Here is a 16,778-nt window from a genome sequence, read left to right on the forward strand (position 1 = left end):
TTGTGGCGATGAGCGATACCGTGGCAACTGAAACGCCGGCCGTTCCGGGCGGCTTCAAACCCAAGAAATCCGTCGCGCTTTCGGGCGTGACGGCGGGCAACACCGCGCTTTGCACCGTCGGCAAGACGGGCAACGACCTGCACTATCGCGGCTACGACATTCTCGATCTCGCGGGACACGCCGAGTTCGAGGAGATCGCGTATCTGCTCGTGCATGGCAAGCTGCCGTCGCCCGCCGAGCTGAAGGCGTACAAGGCCAAGCTGAAGGCGTTGCGCGGATTGCCGGCGAACCTGAAGGCGGCGCTCGAATGGATTCCGGCGTCGGCGCATCCGATGGACGTGATGCGCACCGGCGTGTCCGTGCTCGGCACTTTGCTGCCCGAGAAAGACGACCATAACCAGCCGGGCGCGAAGGATATCGCCGACCGGCTGATGGCGTCGCTCGGCTCGATGCTGCTGTACTGGTATCACTATTCGCACAACGGCAAGCGGATCGAAGTGGAAACCGACGACGATTCGATCGGCGGCCATTTCCTGCATCTGCTGCATGGCGTCGAGCCGCCGAAGTCGTGGGTCGAGGCGATGCACACGTCGCTCAATCTGTACGCCGAGCACGAATTCAACGCGTCCACGTTCACGGGCCGCGTGATCGCCGGCACGGGCTCGGATATCTATTCCGCGCTCACCGGCGCGATCGGCGCGCTGCGCGGCCCGAAACACGGCGGCGCGAACGAGGTCGCGTTCGAAATCCAGTCGCGCTACCAGAACCCCGACGAAGCCGAAGCGGATATTCGCCGTCGCGTGGAAAACAAGGAAGTCGTGATCGGCTTCGGGCATCCGGTCTATACGATTTCGGATCCGCGCAACAAGGTCATTAAAGACGTCGCGCGAAAACTCGCGAAGGAAGCGGGCGACACCAAGCTTTTCGACATCGCGGAACGGCTTGAATCGACGATGTGGGACGCGAAGAAAATGTTCCCGAATCTCGACTGGTTCAGCGCCGTCTCGTATCACCTGATGGGCGTGCCGACCGCGATGTTCACGCCGCTCTTCGTGATCGCGCGAACGTCGGGCTGGAGCGCGCACATCATCGAGCAACGCATCGACAACAAGATCATCCGGCCGAGCGCGAATTACACCGGTCCCGAGAATTTGAAGTTCGCGCCGCTAAATAAGCGAAAATAGCGTGCTGCGCGTTCGTTCCGTCGAAAACGGAACAACCGCGCACCCAGCGTCCGCTTACATCACCACGAAATTTGAAAGGCTTTTTGATGAATAAATTTTTGATCGCTGCAGTCGTCGGCGCTATGGCAACCTCCAGCCTGATCGTCTCGACCGGCGCATTCGCAGCAACGACCGAAGCCAAGACCGCAACGGCCAAGGCTCAACGTCCGGCACCGAAGAACCGCCTGATCAAGCGCAAGCCGGCCGCACTGGCCGCCGCCGCCGCCAAAACCGATCCGATCCCGGAAGGCGCCGAGAAATGGTCGTGCAACGAAGGTCTCGCGTTTTACATGAAGGGCGACATGAAGCGTGACGCCGTCATCACCGTGAACTGGGCGAAGAAAGACTACAAGCTGCCGCGTCAGGACACGACGACCGGCGCGGACCGTTTCCACGACGCCGCAACGGGCATGGATCTGGTCGTGATTCCGACGAAGGCAATGCTGTTCTCCGACAAGGACGAATCGCGTCTCGCCGACGAATGCAAGACGGCTCAAATGGCCGCGACCGGCGCACCGGCGCCGACGCAGTCGAACGAGCTGATCAAGGACGCCAAGTAAGCATCGCGCCGGAAGCGCGGCGCGTGGCGCTTAGCGCGTGGCGCGTCGCGCAACGTTTTACCCAGCAAGGTATTCAGGCTCGTTTTTAACCAGGAACCTCTCGATGTCCGCAGCGATTTCTAACGTCCGGCCCGATCCGGACGGCGTCCTCGTCGATATAGTCGATTACGTTCTCGACTATTCGATCGACGGCGCGCTTGCGCTCGATACGGCACGAAATTGCCTGATCGACACGCTCGGCTGCGGACTCGAAGCGCTGTCGTACCCTGCCTGCACCAAGCTGATGGGACCGATCGTGCCCGGCACGATCGTCCCCAACGGCGCGAAGGTGCCGGGCACCCCATTCCAACTCGACCCGGTTCAGGCGGCGTTCAACATCGGCGCAATGATCCGCTGGCTCGACTTCAACGACACCTGGCTCGCCGCCGAATGGGGCCATCCGTCGGACAATCTCGGCGGCATTCTCGCGACCGCCGACTGGCTCTCGCGCAACGCCGTCGCGGCAGGCAAAAGGCCGCTGACGATGAAAGACGTCCTGATCGGCATGATCAAGGCGCACGAAATTCAGGGCTGCATCGCGCTCGAAAACTCGTTCAACAAGGTGGGGCTCGATCACGTTCTGCTCGTGAAACTGGCCTCGACCGCGGTAGTCGGCCAGATGATCGGCCTCACGCGCGACGAACTCATCAATGCGGTGTCGCTCGCGCTCGTCGATGGACAGGCGCTCCGCACCTATCGGCACGCGCCGAATACCGGCTCGCGCAAGTCGTGGGCCGCGGGCGATGCGACCTCGCGCGCCGTGCGTCTCGCGTTGATCGCGAAGACCGGCGAAATGGGTTATCCGTCCGTTTTGAGCGCTAAAACGTGGGGCTTTTACGACGTGCTCTTCAAGGGCGAACCGTTCCGGTTTCAGCGTCCGTATGGCTCGTATGTGATGGAAAACGTGCTCTTCAAGATCTCGTTCCCGGCTGAATTCCACGCGCAAACGGCGGTGGAAGCGGCCATGACGCTGCACGCGCAACTCGCGAAGGCGGGCAAAAACGTCGAGGACATCCGCAAGATCACGATCCGCACGCACGAAGCGGCGATTCGCATCATCGATAAAAAAGGTCCGCTCGATAACCCGGCCGACCGCGATCACTGCATTCAGTACATGGTCGCCGTGCCGCTCGTTTTCGGCCGCCTGACCGCGCCCGATTACGAAGACAACGTGGCGAAAGACGCGCGCATCGACCCGTTGCGCGCAAAGATGGAATGCGTGGAAGACCCGCAATTCACGAAGGATTATTTCGATCCGGAGAAGCGCTCGATTGCGAACGCGCTCACGGTCGAATTCAACGACGGCTCGACATTCGATGAAGTGGTGGTCGAATATCCGATCGGACACAAACGTCGTCGCGAGGACGGCATTCCGCTTCTGGTCGAGAAATTCAAGACCAATCTCGCGCGCCGTTACCCGCAAAAGCAGCAACAGGCGATCCTCGCGGTATCGCTCGATCAGGCGCGGCTCGAAGCCGTGCCGGTCAATGAATACGTCGATCTGTACGTGATTTAGTCGCATCAGGAAACGTTGCATCTAAGCTGTTTCCCCGTTTAATACCCACGGAAAAAAACATGGCCCACAATCTCCACAAAACGCTCAAGGAATTCGAAAGCGGTTCCGGCAAAGGCAAGTTCTACTCGCTGCCCGCGCTCGGCAAAGCACTCAACGTCAAGATCGAGCGCCTGCCGGTGTCGATCCGAATCGTGCTGGAATCCGTGCTGCGCAACTACGACGGCAAGAAGATCGCCGAAGAACACATCGAACAGCTCGCGAACTGGAAGCCGGTGGCGTCCCGTACCGACGAAATCCCGTTCGTCGTGTCGCGCGTCGTGCTGCAGGACTTTACCGGCGTGCCGCTGCTCGCCGATATCGCCGCGATGCGTGGCGTCGCCGAGCGCGCGGGCAAGGACCCGAAAGCGATCGAGCCGCTCGTGCCGGTCGATCTCGTGGTCGATCACTCGGTGCAGATCGACCATTTCCGCGAGCCGAACGCGCTCGACCTGAACATGAAACTGGAATTCCAGCGCAATAACGAGCGCTACCAGTTCATGAAGTGGGGCATGCAGGCATTCGACACGTTCAAGGTCGTGCCGCCTGGCGTCGGCATCGTCCACCAGGTGAACCTGGAATATCTGGCGCGCGGCGTCCACAAGAAAGCCGACGGCAGCGACACCGTGTACTACCCGGACACGCTCGTCGGCACGGACAGCCACACGACGATGATCAACGGTATCGGCGTGGTGGGCTGGGGTGTCGGCGGTATCGAGGCGGAAGCGGGCATGCTCGGCCAACCGGTGTACTTCCTCACGCCGGACGTCGTGGGCGTCGAACTGAAGGGCAAGCTGCGCGAAGGCGTGACGGCAACGGACCTCGTGCTGACGGTCACCGAACTGCTGCGCAAGGAGAAGGTCGTCGGCAAGTTCGTCGAGTTCTTCGGCGAAGGCACGGCGTCGCTGTCGCTGCCGGACCGCGCGACCATCGGCAACATGGCGCCGGAATACGGCGCGACCATGGGCTTCTTCCCGGTCGATGAAAAAACCATCGACTACTTCAAGGGCACGGGCCGCACGGACGCTGAAATCTCGGCGTTCGAGAACTACTTCAAGGCGCAGAACCTGTTCGGCATTCCGAAGGCAGGCGACATCGACTTCACGAAGACGCTGACGCTCGACCTCGCCACGGTTGCACCGTCGCTGGCCGGTCCGAAGCGCCCGCAAGACCGTATCGAAATCGGCAACGTGAAGTCGAACTTCACCGACCTGTTCTCGAAGCCGGTCGGCGAAAACGGCTTTGCGAAGAAGCCGGCCGACCTGAACGCGCAATACACGACCACCAATGGCGTGAACGTGAAGAACGGCGACATCCTGATCGCCGCGATCACGTCGTGCACGAACACGTCGAACCCGAGCGTGCTGCTCGCGGCTGGCCTGCTCGCGAAGAAGGCGGTCGAAGCGGGTCTGAACGTCGCGCCGCACATCAAGACGTCGCTCGCGCCGGGATCGCGCATGGTGACCGAGTATTTGACGAAGACGGGCCTCCTGCCCTACCTCGACAAACTCGGCTTCACGCTCGCCGCTTACGGCTGCACGACGTGTATCGGCAATGCGGGCGACCTGACGCCGGAACTGAACGACGCGATCGTGAAGAACGATATCGTCGCGGCCGCCGTGCTGTCGGGCAACCGCAACTTCGAAGCGCGTATTCACCCGAACATCCGCGCGAACTTCCTGGCTTCGCCGCCGCTGGTCGTGGCTTACGCGATCGCGGGCAACATCACGCGCGACCTGATGACCGAACCGGTCGGCCAGGGCAAGGACGGCAAGGATATCTACCTCGGCGATATCTGGCCGACGAGCGAAGAAGTGCACGCGCTCCTCAAGTTCGCGCTCGACGCCGATGCGTTCCGCAAGAACTACGCGGAACTCACGAAGAAGGGCGACCTGTGGAGCAAGATCGCGGGCGAAAGCGGTCAAGTGTACGACTGGCCGAAATCGACCTACATCGCAGAGCCGCCGTTCTTCGGCAAGGACTTCTCGATGACGCCGGCCGACAGCATTCCGGCTGTGAAGAACGCGCGTCCGCTGGGTATTTTCGGTGACTCGGTCACGACCGACCACATCAGCCCGGCTGGCTCGATCAAGGAAAGCTCGCCGGCAGGCGTGTGGCTGAAGGCAAACGGCGTGCAGAAAGCCGACTTCAACAGCTACGGCTCGCGCCGCGGCAACCACGACGTCATGATGCGCGGCACGTTCGCCAACGTCCGGATCAAGAACTTGATGATCCCGGCGAAGGAAGACGGCACGCGAGTCGAAGGCGGCCTGACGATTCACCAGCCGAGCGGCGAACAAATGTCGATTTACGACGCGGCGATGAAGTACATCGACGCGGGTACGCCGACCATGGTGTTCGCGGGCGAGGAATACGGCACGGGTTCGTCGCGCGACTGGGCGGCGAAGGGTACGCAATTGCTGGGCGTGAAGGCTGTGATCGCGCGCAGCTTCGAGCGGATTCACCGTTCGAACCTGGTCGGTATGGGCGTGTTGCCGCTGCAGTTCAAGGGTACGGACAGCGTGCAGTCGCTGGGTATCACGAGCGACGACACTTTCGATATTGAAGGCCTGACGGACGACATCAAGCCGCAGCAGGAAGTGACGCTGGTGATCCGCGGCAAGGATGGCCAGGAGAAGCGCGTGGCGGTGCTGCTGCGTATCGATACGCCGATCGAAGTGGATTACTACAAGCACGGCGGGATTCTGCCGTTCGTGTTGCGCTCGCTGCTCGCAGCGTAAGCGGGATTGCTTTGCAGGTGACCGCGCCCTTGGGTGCGGGAACATTGGACCCGGCTTCGGCCGGGTTTTTTTTCGTCTGCGCGGAGGGGTTTGGTTTGCTGGCGCTCTGCTTTTGTTTGCGTGCGTGGGTCTGGGAACTTGTTTTCGTGTGCGTTTATTAGCTTTGCTAATAAACGCACACGAGAGCAAGTTCCCGGAAAGCACGGGCAACCAAAAGCAGAAGCGCCAGCAAACCAAAACCTGTGCAGGTTCCCAAGAAGCGCGCGCCCACAACCCAGGGCGCCAGCAAAACCCCACCTCCGCTTAGGCCGTCGTCGCGCCCCGCTCACCCATCACCCGCCGCACACACCCCACAAGCCCGCCAAAAGCGAAGCGCACTGCGCTCATGTGCGACCCCCCGATCAGCTTAAACTCCCCTTCCGCCTCCGACGCACCGACCCAGATCGTCGCGCCGCGTTGCAGTTGCATGACGTCGCCGGGGCGCAGCCAGAAGTCGGCGTTGTCGCCCTCGACGGTCAGCCAGAGTTCGCCGCGAATCACTTTCAGGGTCTGCGGACGGTCGATATACCAGCCGGTCGGAACATCACGCTGGTCAAGTTCGAAAGTACGGATTTCACGCATGGTCCTGCTCCCGGGTAACGCGTCGAAACCAGCGCTCGGCCAGTTCGTCACAATGAAGTCCTGATTGAAACCGCTGATCGGCGGTGACACGGCCTGCGAGATCCGTGCGACGCTCGATAAGCAGTGAATTCATTGTGCGAGAAGCGACCGTCGACTTGAATACACACTTGCGAACAGTTGAACCAAACTGTCTCGTGGTATTGGACGAACACTTGGCCGCGCCGTCTATTGCGAAGCGTTCTTCGCATTCGGGTACTGACGCGCGAGGCTGACCTTTTCCTGCGGCAGAAAAAGCTCGGTGCCGTCAAAATCGAAGTGCCGGACGACACTCGCGTTCGCCGAAACTCGATTCGATGCAGCCGTGGTTCGCCGGGCCGCGCTGGACTCGACGGTGACGTCCACGCAGGCGAAGGCTTCGAACTGATCCTCGTTCGCCGAAGCGTGCCGAATCGCGACGGTCGCGGTTGTCGCGCCGGCTGGCACGCGCGACTCGAACGCGCGGCGTTTTTCAGGATCGGCCAGGACGGCGTTTAATCGCTTCGCGTCCGCTAAAACCTTGCTGGAAAGCGCCGGCCAATAAACGCCTTCCTGCACGACGACGCCCTCCGAATCGACTCGCGCCCACGCAAAGGAATCGGGGACGGACGCATCGCCCGCCGCCCGATCCAGCACGGAGTAATACGCGGTGACGCGCGGAATCGTTCGGCTGGATTCGTCCGAGCGGCCCGCGGCTTCGAGCAAGGTCATCGCGTGAACGCGTTTGATCTGCGCGGCGGGCAATCCCAGCCCAACGAAATAAGCCTGCACGAAGCGATCGTGGTCCTGCGGCGACGCGCCGTACGGCGGCAATTTCAAACTGTCCGCGTGCGCGTTCGGCACGGCGAAGACGCTTCCGTTGGTTTGCCGGATCGCGAGCGTGCCCTGTCCGCCCGTCTGCTTGATGTAGCCGTTCGAAAGCGTCCGCGTCGCCTGATCGCCGACCATGAACTTCGATACCCCCACGCCGCCATGCTGATATCCGACAGCGCCTCCGGCGTCCGCGGCAATCGGCCCGGCTTGCGGCGCGGGCGGCACATCGATGGCCCGGCACGCACCGAGTGCAATCGTGACAGCGATAGCGAGTACGGCAACGAGCGGCAGAAGCGTTCGACGGGGTTTCATATCGACACCCTCACTTCAATTCGAAAATAGAGCTATCGGTGATGGTCGATGGCCAGTTGCAAAGCCATCGCGCGGCGTAAAACTGACTGCCCTTGGCATCGAGGCTGTCGTTCTGCAAGTCGGTCCAGTTCTCGGTCAGATGTCGCGCGGCGCCGTCCGGCGTGTTGTCGTAGGCGATCACGAAGTTGCAGCCGCCGCCGTTGATCCCGCTGCCGGGTATCGAATTCATCGTGGTGAGCCACGCGGTCGAGACGGCGCCGTCCGGGTTCTGCGCCCAGCCGCCGCCGAACAGGCCGCCGCGATCCGCGACCATCGCGGTATCGCCGGTCACCGGCATAATGGTCGCGAGCATGTGCGCGCCGGCCATCGCCTGCACGGTTTGCCGGACCCAGAAGGTCGGCAGGACGCCGAGGCTCGCGTCGAGGATCACCAGATTGGTGCCGCCGTCCGTTCCCGCATTGCGCCAGCCGCCCGACGACGAGCTCTCGCCCCACGCCACGGCGCCCGCGCTGTAGTTCACCGCGCCGTTCGCCTGATCGTTGTCGCCGTTCACCGCCAGAATGCGATCCGAGTAATACACGCAGCGCGGCAAGTCACCCGGAGCGAAATTCGCCCCGCCCGCCGCCTTGCAGACGCCGGGCAGCGACGCACCCGAAGGCGGATTCGTGCACTGGCTCGAACTCGTGCAGCGATGGACCGGGACTTCGTCGTAGGGCGTCGAAAATCCGTGGCCGGTGTAGTAGGAGATCGCGGCGCCGGGTTTGTCGAAGTTGTGCGAATCCCACGTGGGTCCGTCGAGAAAGTCGGTGTCCCACACGGCGCCGTCCGTGAAGCGATAGATGACGTGCCATGCGCTGCCCGGCGGGGTCATCGCGCGGATGAAGCCGTCGCCGTTCGCGATTGGATTACCCAGGTCGGAGCCGGGGCCGTATCGGCTGCTGTAGGCGTTGACGCTCTCGACGACGAGACCCGTGCTCTGGCAACCCGCGAGCCACGCGCCCGGCAACAACAGGCCGATGCGCCAGATTTGCCGCACCCAACGCTGCGCATAGTGGTGCATCCGCGACTCCCTCGATTGGATTAGGCGAATCGTCCGCCGACACGAAAAGGACGCAGATGTGGGCGGCATTTTGAAAGATCGATAGGGTCGGGACGCGAACGCTGGGCGTTCGGTATAGTAAAAACATCAACGTTTCCACTCCCAATGCCCAAGGATTCAACGCCGATGCCATCGACCGTCCGCAATTCGCTCGTCTGGATCTTCGAGGCGTTCGAGCGCGATCCGAGTTTTATCCAAAAGCGCATGTTCGGCTGCGACGCGGCGTATATCGACGGCTTGCTGTGTCTCGTCGCCGCCGATCGCGACGCGCCGTGGAATGGCCTGCTGGTGTGTACGTCGCGAGACCGGCACGCTGCGCTGGTCGAAGAAATGCCTGAACTGATGCCGCATCCGGTGCTGGGGAAATGGCTGTACGTGGAGCAGGACGATCCCGCTTTCGAGGCCATCGCGGAACGGATGAGCGCGCTCGTGATGGCGCGGGATCCGCGTATCGGCGTAGAGCCGAAGCCGCGCCGGCGCGGCAAGAAGGCGTAAAAAAAGCGGGGCGGTGTGTGTCGCACACCGCCCCGCGTTAATGGCAATTTTCCGCGGTTACACAGCTTGACCTGCACCCAGGTCGGCGCCGGTCTTGGGGTCGGACGTAACGTCCGATGCCGTGCGGGCCGCCATGGCCTGCAAGACTTCGATATCCGCACCGCTCACGCCCACGGTCGCCAGGCCGTCGCCGCCGTCCACGGCGGGTTCCGGATCATTGATGAATTCCCAGTCACCGCCTTCGTTCCAGGGCCCGCGCGTCTCGCCTTCGCCCTTCGACATGTTGTAGTACACGCTGGTAAAGGCGGGCACGCCGGGCAGCTTGCCCTGCGGGAAGTTCGGCTGGATCGCGTGCAGTGCCTTCTCGAATGACTTCTGGTGAGCGATTTCACGTGTCATCAGGAAGCCGAGTGTGTCGCGAATACCGGCGTCGTCGGTGACATTGATCAGCCGTTCGTACACGATCTTGGCGCGCGCTTCGGCTGCGATGTTCGAACGAAGATCCGCGGTCGGTTCGCCGATCGTATCGACGCAGGCCGCCGTGAACGGAATGCCCGCCGAATTCGTGAGCGCCGGTCCGCCGCCGTATAACAGCGAGGTGGTGTGCGAGTCGTTGCCGCCGCCGGTCATCGCTCGATAAAGCTCTGCCTCGCTTTCGACGGCCTCAGCCAGTTGGCCCTTCGCGCCCTTGTTAAGCATGGCGACGATCGATCCGATAATTTCCAGATGGCTCAGTTCTTCGGTCGCGATATCGAACAGCAAATCCTTGCGGCCCGCGTCGTCTTCACCCACCGCCTGGGTGAAATACCGGCACGCCGCGCCGAGTTCGCCTTGCGGACCGCCGAACTGCTCGAGCAGCAGATTAGCGAGGCCCGGATTCGGGGCGGCAACGCGGACGGTGTATTGGAGGCGCTTGTTGTGAATGAACATCGAGTTCTCCTTGAACAGATGAGCGGCGGATCGGGCGCAAATGCGCGCATCCGTCGAAACTGCACCGGGCGGCATTTCGCCTGACATGGGCGAAACGCTCCTCCAAGGGGAGGCGCTCGGTTCTCAAAGCGGGAATTAACTTTGGCGGGCAAACGTTGGACTTACCCCTCTTTGCGCATGTGCTGTGCCCGCCCCGGCGCAAGTGCGCCGAATGACCGCGTCCGGACGAATTCGCATTGACGCCAATATTGGGATAGGTTCGAATAGGCGGGATGCACAGTCCCGAACAGTTGATCCAGACTGTTCAGTGATTTATCGCTGACACTTGACCGACACCGCATGCATCTCAACATCGACGCCAGTACCGGCGTGCCGCTGACCGAACAACTCGTGAGCCAGATCGAGACGCAGATTCGCGCGCGCCGTGTGCTCGCGGGCGCGAAACTACCGTCGATCCGCCAGCTTGCCGCCGACCAGCACATCAGCCGCTTCCCCGTGATCGAAGCGTATGACCGGCTGGCTTCGCTCGGCCTGATCCAGCCGAAACACGGCTCGGGCTTCTACGTCGCCGGCCACGTCGATGAAGCGGGACGCGCGCCAGGCGCATCCGATCCGCGTCTGGCCGAGGAAGAATCGAGCCAGATCCTGCAGCAATTCAACTATCCGGGCGAGACGCTCAAACTGTCGGGCGGGTTTATCCCCGAGACGTGGCGCGATGTGGACGGCATCACGCAGGCCATCCGGCAGGCGTCGCGCGTGGACACGAAGAGCGTGATCGACTACGCGGTGCCGCACGGCGATCCGGCGCTGCGCCATCAGATTCAGTTGCGGCTCAACATGCTCGGGATCGGCGCGGATCTGCAGAACGTGCTGGTCACGACCGGCGCGAGCCAGGCGCTCGATCTCGTCGTGCGCTTCATGCTGAAACCCGGCGACACGGTGTTTGTCGAGGATCCCGGCTATTACAACCTGTTCGGATTGCTCAAGCTGCAAGGCGTGAAGCTGGTGGGTATTCCCCGGCTCGCAACCGGTCCGGACGTGGACGTAGCCGCCGAACTGCTGAAGCACGTGCAACCGAAGCTGTTCTTCGTCAACACTGTGTTCCAGAATCCGACCGCGACCAACGTCGCGCCGCAAGTCGCGTTTCGTCTGTTGCAACTCGCGCAGCAGTACGGCTTCACGCTTGTCGAAGACGATATCTATGCCGATTTCCAGAGCGTGCCGACGCAGCGGCTTGCGTCGCTCGATCAACTGGATCGCGTGATTTATGTAGGCGGATTGTCGAAGACGCTGTCGTCGTCGCTCAGGATCGGCTATCTGGCGGCTAACCGGGATCTGGTGAAACAGTTAGCCGACGTTAAAGTACTGACGAGCCTAGGCGGCACGCGATTCGCGGAGAGCGTCGCCGCGACGCTGCTCGAACGCGGCACTTACCGGAAATATCTGGAGCGGCTGCGCCGTCGCGTGCGCGATGCGTTGTCGGATGCCGTGCAGCGATTGGAGACGTCGGGCTGGGAGGTTTTTGAAGAGCCGAGCGGCGGGTATTTCGTGTGGGCACGCGTGCCGGGTATCGACGATTCAGCGCTGCTGGTCGACGAGGCGCTCAAGTTCGGCGTGACGCTCGCGCCGGGGAATTATTATCGGCCGGGCGGGGAGACGAGCGCGTACGTGCGGATTAATTCGGCTCATACCGATGACCCGCGGGCAGTGCGGTTTTTTGAGCATATGGGGGCACGGGCTGCGCGTTGAGGACGGGGTTCTCGCGCTTGCGCTCGTTGTTCGCTCTTTTGCGCTTGCGGTTTCTGGAAGCGCGCTTTCGTGTCGGTCTATTAGCTCGCCGCTATGCGCGGCAGCAGTTACTTTCTTTGGCTAGCTGCAAAGAAAGTAACCAAAGAAAGAAAGCAGCACGGGGATTGGCGCCGTGGGCGGCTTACAGGGTGGGCGGGTTACACCGTCTGATGCTCGAGCGCTTCTTGGGAACTTGATTTCGTGTAGGTCTATTAGCTCGCCGCTATGCGCGGCAGCAGTCACTTTCTTTGCTGCTGCAAAGAAAGTAACCAAAGAAAGCAGCTTATCCGTCTAAGTGTCCACCACACATAACTAGCCGGATAGGCGCGCAGGCTGATCAGGTTAGCGTACGCATTGCCGGTATTGGCACAGCATCTGTTAGTTCCGACCTCGCTGCGCTCGGACGTTGGGAACTTCTAAAACCTTCGGTCGGTTTGATTTTGCTCGTTCGGTTATGCCTTTCCGACAGGCACTTCGTGCCTGTCGGGATGGATGAGCGGCTCCACTCTGATTTGTGGTGCGATGGCCGAATCAGCTTGCGTACCACTCCGGGTTACGGTTCGTGGTGGACACTTAGACGGTCACGCTGCTTTCTTTGCTTACTTTCTTTGCAGCAGCAAAGAAAGTAAGTCCCGCCCCGGACAGGGGCATCGCTAATAAACGCACACGAAAACAGGTTCACAAGAAGCGCTAACCGACAAAAGCAAAAGCGCTAGCAAACCCAACTGTCCGCCCCGATAGGGGCATCGCTTATAAACCTACGCGAAAGCAGGTTGCCAAAAAAGCGCAGGCAAACAAAAGCCCAAGCGCCCCCCTCACCGATGCTCGCTGACGAACTTCGTCACAAGATACGCGTCCATCGCCTCGGTCCCACCTTCCGACCCATAACCGGAATCCTTCACCCCGCCGAACGGCGTCTCCGGCAACGCAAGCCCGTGGTGATTGATCGACACCATGCCGCTTTCCAGATCGTTAGCAACCGCCGCCGACGTTGCCCCCGAACGCGTATACGCGTAAGCGGCAAGCCCATAAGGCAGACGATTCGCCTCGGCGATCGCTTCGTCGTATGAGTTGAACGCGGACACCGGCGCGATCGGACCGAACGGTTCCTCGGTCATGATGCGCGCCGTGAGCGGCACATTCGCGAGCACGGTCGGCGCGAAGAAAAAGCCCTCACGTCCCACGCGCTGACCGCCGGTCAGAACCTTCGCGCCATGCTCGACCGCATCGGCGACAAGACGCTCCATCGCCTCCAGACGACGCCCGTTCGCGAGCGCACCCATCTGCACGCCGTCGTCGAGACCGTTGCCGACCTTCACCGCACTCGCCGTCGCGACGAAATGCTCGATGAATTCATCGTAAGCAGATGCCTCGACCAAAAAGCGCGTCGGCGAAATGCACACTTGTCCCGCGTTGCGGAACTTGGCCGTCGCGAGCATCTTCGCGGCGCGCGGCACGTCGCTGTCGGCGAAGACGAGCGCGGGCGCGTGGCCCCCGAGTTCCATCGTCGCGCGCTTCATGTGCTCGCCCGCGAGCGATGCCAGCAACTTGCCGACCGGAGTGGAACCCGTGAACGAAATCTTGCGGATCGCGGGATGCGCGATCAGATATTTCGACACATCGGCTGGCACGCCGAACACGAGGTTAAGCACGCCGGCCGGCAATCCCGCATCGACGTAGGCCTGCACGAGCGCGGCGCAACTCGCGGGCGTCTCTTCCGGTCCCTTGAGCACGACCGAACAGCCTGCCGCGAGCGCAGCCGATACCTTGCGCACGGCCTGATTGATCGGGAAATTCCACGGCGTGAACGCGGCGACCGGACCGACCGGCTCGCGCGTGACGATCTGGCGAACAGCGTCGGCGCGCGACGGAATCACGCGTCCATACGTGCGGCGCGCCTCTTCCGCGAACCAGTCGATGATATCGGCGGCGCTTAGCGTTTCGACCCGCGCTTCGGCGAGCGGCTTGCCCTGCTCCATCGTCATGATTGCGGCGATGTCCTCGGCACGGTCGCGCAAGTTCTGCGCCGCGCGCCGCATCAGCTTGCTGCGATCGAACGCGGACACCTTGCGCCATGTGTCGAATCCGCGCGCGGCGGCCTCGGCGGCTTGCGACAGATCCGCCTCGCCGGCCATCGCGAGACGGCCGATCTCGGCTTCGTTGGCGGGATTGATGACGGCCGCGTCGCGCGAGCCCGCGCGCCATGCGCCGTCGATATAGAGCTTCGTGTCGGGATAAGCGGGAAACGTGCGTGTGCTGTTGTTGCTCATGCGAATAGCTCCTTGCAAATGCGGCCAAGACCGTGAACCTATGATGGTAACGCGATCACACATGGCTTGCCGAAGCCGCTCTCGCGGATAATCGAGCGCACCATCATCCTTTTCGCTGCTTACTTCCACGATGCGTCTACACGTACCTTATCTCGGCCCAGCCGAACTCCGCCGATGCGCCCGCACGCTCCTCGGCTGCCTGCTGAGCTACGGCGCGGCGAGACTCGCGTCGCTGCCCGAGTTGTACTGGGCCGTCATCACGACGCTCGTCGTCGTGACGCAGCCGAGCCTCAACCAGGCGCTGAGCGCGGCCCGCGACCAGATCATCGGCGCGGGGATTGGCGCGGTGGTCGGCGTGGCGGGAATCGTCGCGATGCTGCATGGCGCGCCACCGCTCGCGGTCTTCGCGATCGCACTCGTTCCACTTGCCGCGCTGACCGCGTATCGGCCGAGCTTGCGGCTTGCTTGCGTGACGCTCGTGATCGTCGTGCTGATTCCATCGACTGGCGGCCCCGCATTCGAACGCCCGATCGACCGCGTGCTCGAAATTCTGATCGGCGCGGGCGCGGCCTTTGTCGTGTCGTTCCTGCTGCCTAACCGCGCTGTGCGGATCGCGCACACACGCGCGGCCGAATTGCTCGGCCTGCTGCGCGAACTGCTCGAACTTTACTTGACGCATCCCGCCGATACCGCGCGCGGCGAACCGCTGAACCGCCGCGCAACGGACCTTGAACAAACGCTCGCCGATGCGATGATCGAAGCCGGCCGGGAACACATCATCGTGCCGGTGCGCCGCACGAAGGGCGATGTAATCGACCGCATGATTCCGCTGCTGCGTCGCCTCCATCGCGACACGCTGTTTCTCGGGCAGGCGCTGACGCATTCGCCTTCGCTCGCGGAACATCTGCGCGAGCGGCTTCGCTGGGACGACGTGTTGACGACCTACGAAACCATCGCCGCAGCAATGACAGCGAACACGCTCGATGAAATCGCAATGGAAGGTGCCGCGCGCGCATTGCACGATTTCGGCGCGCAGATCGCCGCGCTCCCAGGATCCGCCGACCAGAGCGCCGTGTTGCCATTCGTGCTCAAACTGATCGTGCAGGATCTCGATGAAATGCTCGTCACGCTGCAGCCCGAACGCGCCGCCGCCGAAAAACTAGTTGCATAGCGAATTACTTTTGACTAATATCGTTTCATGTTCGATCAATGCCTCTACTTCAACACTACAGCCCTCGCTCGCGTTCTGGAACGTGAGTGGACGAAGGCGTTTAAACCGTTTGGACTGACACCATCGCAAGGCTTCATGTTGCGCGCAATTCTCGGTAGCGCGGGCATGCTGCAAAGCGAACTGGCGGAAGGGTTGGCTATTTCGCGGCCTACCGCGACTCGCACGCTGGATGGACTGGAGAAGCTCGGGTTGATCGAACGGTGGTCCACGGAACGTGACGGTCGCGAGTCCGCCATTCATCCGTCGGATGCCGCCATCGCGATAAAGGACGCACTGAACGCGGCGAGCGGCGAGGTCACGCGGCGTCTGAAGAAGAAACTCGGCGCGGCGCACTTCGAGGACACCGTGTCGAAAGTTAAAAATATTCGGGCGGGTCTTAGCTGAATTTTTTTTGTTCTTATAGTTGCATAGCTAACTAAATTGGAGAACCGATCATGCCTATTCTCAATGTCAAGGTCAGCGCCAGGAAGTCGCCGGAACTGACGCATGAGATTGCCGAAATGTTGCTCGACCTGACCACGCGCGTGCTCGGCAAGAAGCGCGAAGTAACGGCCATCGCTATCGAATTCGTGGATCACGATGCCTGGGTAGTCGGTGGACACTTGCTGAGCGAGCAGAACAAAAACAGCTTCTACTTCGACATCAAGATCACCGACGAAACCAATACCAAAGACGAGAAGGCGCGCTACATAAAAGAAGCCTTCGAGGGCTTCGAGCACATCCTCGGCAACTTGCACGAGGAGAGCTACATCTATGTTCAGGACGTGCGCGCCGCGTCGTATGGATACGGCGGCCTCACGCAGGAATTCCGCTACCACCATTGACATGGAAAGCTTTTAGAAAGCATTTGCGTAATGTTTTCCAGCTGCTATTCGCCTCGTCCGAGCACATCGCAAATCGGCCTGAATCGGGCCGATTTCGCGTCAAAATCTTCTGCGACCGCACATCCGCATCGTTTTCTGATCCCGCGCAAACACTTTGTGGATAAGCCTCTGCGGCGAATCAGCGCAGCTTTCAAAAATGTTGCGCTGCAAAACATTTTCACTCGGTTTATCCTCGTTAACCCCG

The 16,778-nt window shown here is 61.5% G+C and carries 14 protein-coding genes; 9 read left to right on the forward strand and 5 right to left on the reverse strand.

What is annotated here, in order from left to right:
- The first annotated feature begins 8 nt into the window (after positions 1-8).
- The 4 genes from prpC (at position 9) to acnA (ending at position 6,115) form a co-directional block, all read left to right on the forward strand.
- Positions 9-1,184 (forward strand): bifunctional 2-methylcitrate synthase/citrate synthase, encoded by a 1,176-nt coding sequence (gene prpC, locus AC3D25_RS29865; RefSeq protein ID WP_488892083.1) that lies wholly within the window; start codon positions 9-11, stop codon positions 1,182-1,184.
- A gap of 86 nt (positions 1,185-1,270) precedes the next feature.
- Positions 1,271-1,783, forward strand: a complete 513-nt coding sequence (locus tag AC3D25_RS29870) for a hypothetical protein (protein ID WP_488892084.1) — start codon at positions 1,271-1,273, stop codon at positions 1,781-1,783.
- Between the two features lie 103 nt (positions 1,784-1,886).
- Positions 1,887-3,338, forward strand: coding sequence for a bifunctional 2-methylcitrate dehydratase/aconitate hydratase (locus AC3D25_RS29875; RefSeq protein ID WP_488892085.1), 1,452 nt, complete (start codon positions 1,887-1,889; stop codon positions 3,336-3,338).
- Between the two features lie 59 nt (positions 3,339-3,397).
- A complete protein-coding gene (gene acnA, locus AC3D25_RS29880; RefSeq protein ID WP_488892086.1) occupies positions 3,398-6,115 on the forward strand; it encodes an aconitate hydratase AcnA in 2,718 nt (905 codons plus the stop codon).
- Positions 6,116-6,418: 303 nt separating this feature from the next.
- On the opposite strand, the gene AC3D25_RS29885 is transcribed toward acnA, so the two are convergent.
- The 3 genes from AC3D25_RS29885 to AC3D25_RS29895 all read right to left on the reverse strand — a co-directional run bounded on the left by AC3D25_RS29885 (position 6,419) and on the right by AC3D25_RS29895 (position 8,957).
- Positions 6,419-6,826 carry a DUF2917 domain-containing protein gene (locus AC3D25_RS29885; protein WP_488892087.1) on the reverse strand — a complete coding sequence of 136 codons (408 nt, stop codon included), beginning with the start codon at positions 6,824-6,826 and terminating at the stop codon, positions 6,419-6,421.
- A gap of 135 nt (positions 6,827-6,961) precedes the next feature.
- The gene (locus tag AC3D25_RS29890) at positions 6,962-7,897 is read right to left on the reverse strand and encodes a hypothetical protein (protein ID WP_488892088.1); all 936 of its coding nucleotides are present in this window, start codon (positions 7,895-7,897) and stop codon (positions 6,962-6,964) included.
- Positions 7,898-7,907: 10 nt separating this feature from the next.
- The gene (locus AC3D25_RS29895) at positions 7,908-8,957 is read right to left on the reverse strand and encodes a hypothetical protein (protein ID WP_488892089.1); all 1,050 of its coding nucleotides are present in this window, start codon (positions 8,955-8,957) and stop codon (positions 7,908-7,910) included.
- Positions 8,958-9,122: 165 nt separating this feature from the next.
- Here AC3D25_RS29895 and AC3D25_RS29900 point away from each other — a divergent pair, with 165 nt between their 5' ends.
- Complete coding sequence (locus AC3D25_RS29900) at positions 9,123-9,491, forward strand: hypothetical protein (RefSeq protein ID WP_488892090.1); 369 nt, start codon at positions 9,123-9,125, stop codon at positions 9,489-9,491.
- 57 nt (positions 9,492-9,548) lie between these two features.
- Here AC3D25_RS29900 and AC3D25_RS29905 read toward each other — a convergent pair whose 3' ends face one another.
- Positions 9,549-10,421 (reverse strand): manganese catalase family protein, encoded by an 873-nt coding sequence (locus AC3D25_RS29905; RefSeq protein ID WP_488892091.1) that lies wholly within the window; start codon positions 10,419-10,421, stop codon positions 9,549-9,551.
- A 339-nt stretch (positions 10,422-10,760) separates the two neighbouring features.
- Between AC3D25_RS29905 and AC3D25_RS29910 the strand changes: the two genes are divergently transcribed.
- Entirely contained in the window at positions 10,761-12,170 is a 1,410-nt protein-coding gene (locus AC3D25_RS29910; protein ID WP_488892092.1) for an aminotransferase-like domain-containing protein, read from the forward strand.
- An 854-nt stretch (positions 12,171-13,024) separates the two neighbouring features.
- Here AC3D25_RS29910 and AC3D25_RS29915 read toward each other — a convergent pair.
- Positions 13,025-14,479, reverse strand: a complete 1,455-nt coding sequence (locus AC3D25_RS29915) for an NAD-dependent succinate-semialdehyde dehydrogenase (RefSeq protein WP_488892093.1) — start codon at positions 14,477-14,479, stop codon at positions 13,025-13,027.
- Positions 14,480-14,609: 130 nt separating this feature from the next.
- Here AC3D25_RS29915 and AC3D25_RS29920 point away from each other — a divergent pair, with 130 nt between their 5' ends.
- The 3 genes from AC3D25_RS29920 to AC3D25_RS29930 are packed head-to-tail and all read left to right on the forward strand — an operon-like array spanning position 14,610 to position 16,534.
- The gene (locus AC3D25_RS29920; protein WP_488892094.1) at positions 14,610-15,650 is read left to right on the forward strand and encodes an FUSC family protein; all 1,041 of its coding nucleotides are present in this window, start codon (positions 14,610-14,612) and stop codon (positions 15,648-15,650) included.
- A gap of 27 nt (positions 15,651-15,677) precedes the next feature.
- A complete protein-coding gene (locus AC3D25_RS29925) occupies positions 15,678-16,094 on the forward strand; it encodes a MarR family winged helix-turn-helix transcriptional regulator (RefSeq protein ID WP_488892095.1) in 417 nt (138 codons plus the stop codon).
- A 50-nt stretch (positions 16,095-16,144) separates the two neighbouring features.
- The gene (locus AC3D25_RS29930; RefSeq protein WP_488892096.1) at positions 16,145-16,534 is read left to right on the forward strand and encodes a tautomerase family protein; all 390 of its coding nucleotides are present in this window, start codon (positions 16,145-16,147) and stop codon (positions 16,532-16,534) included.
- Positions 16,535-16,778: the final 244 nt, after the last annotated feature.

Source organism: Caballeronia sp. SL1002, from assembly GCF_057814995.1.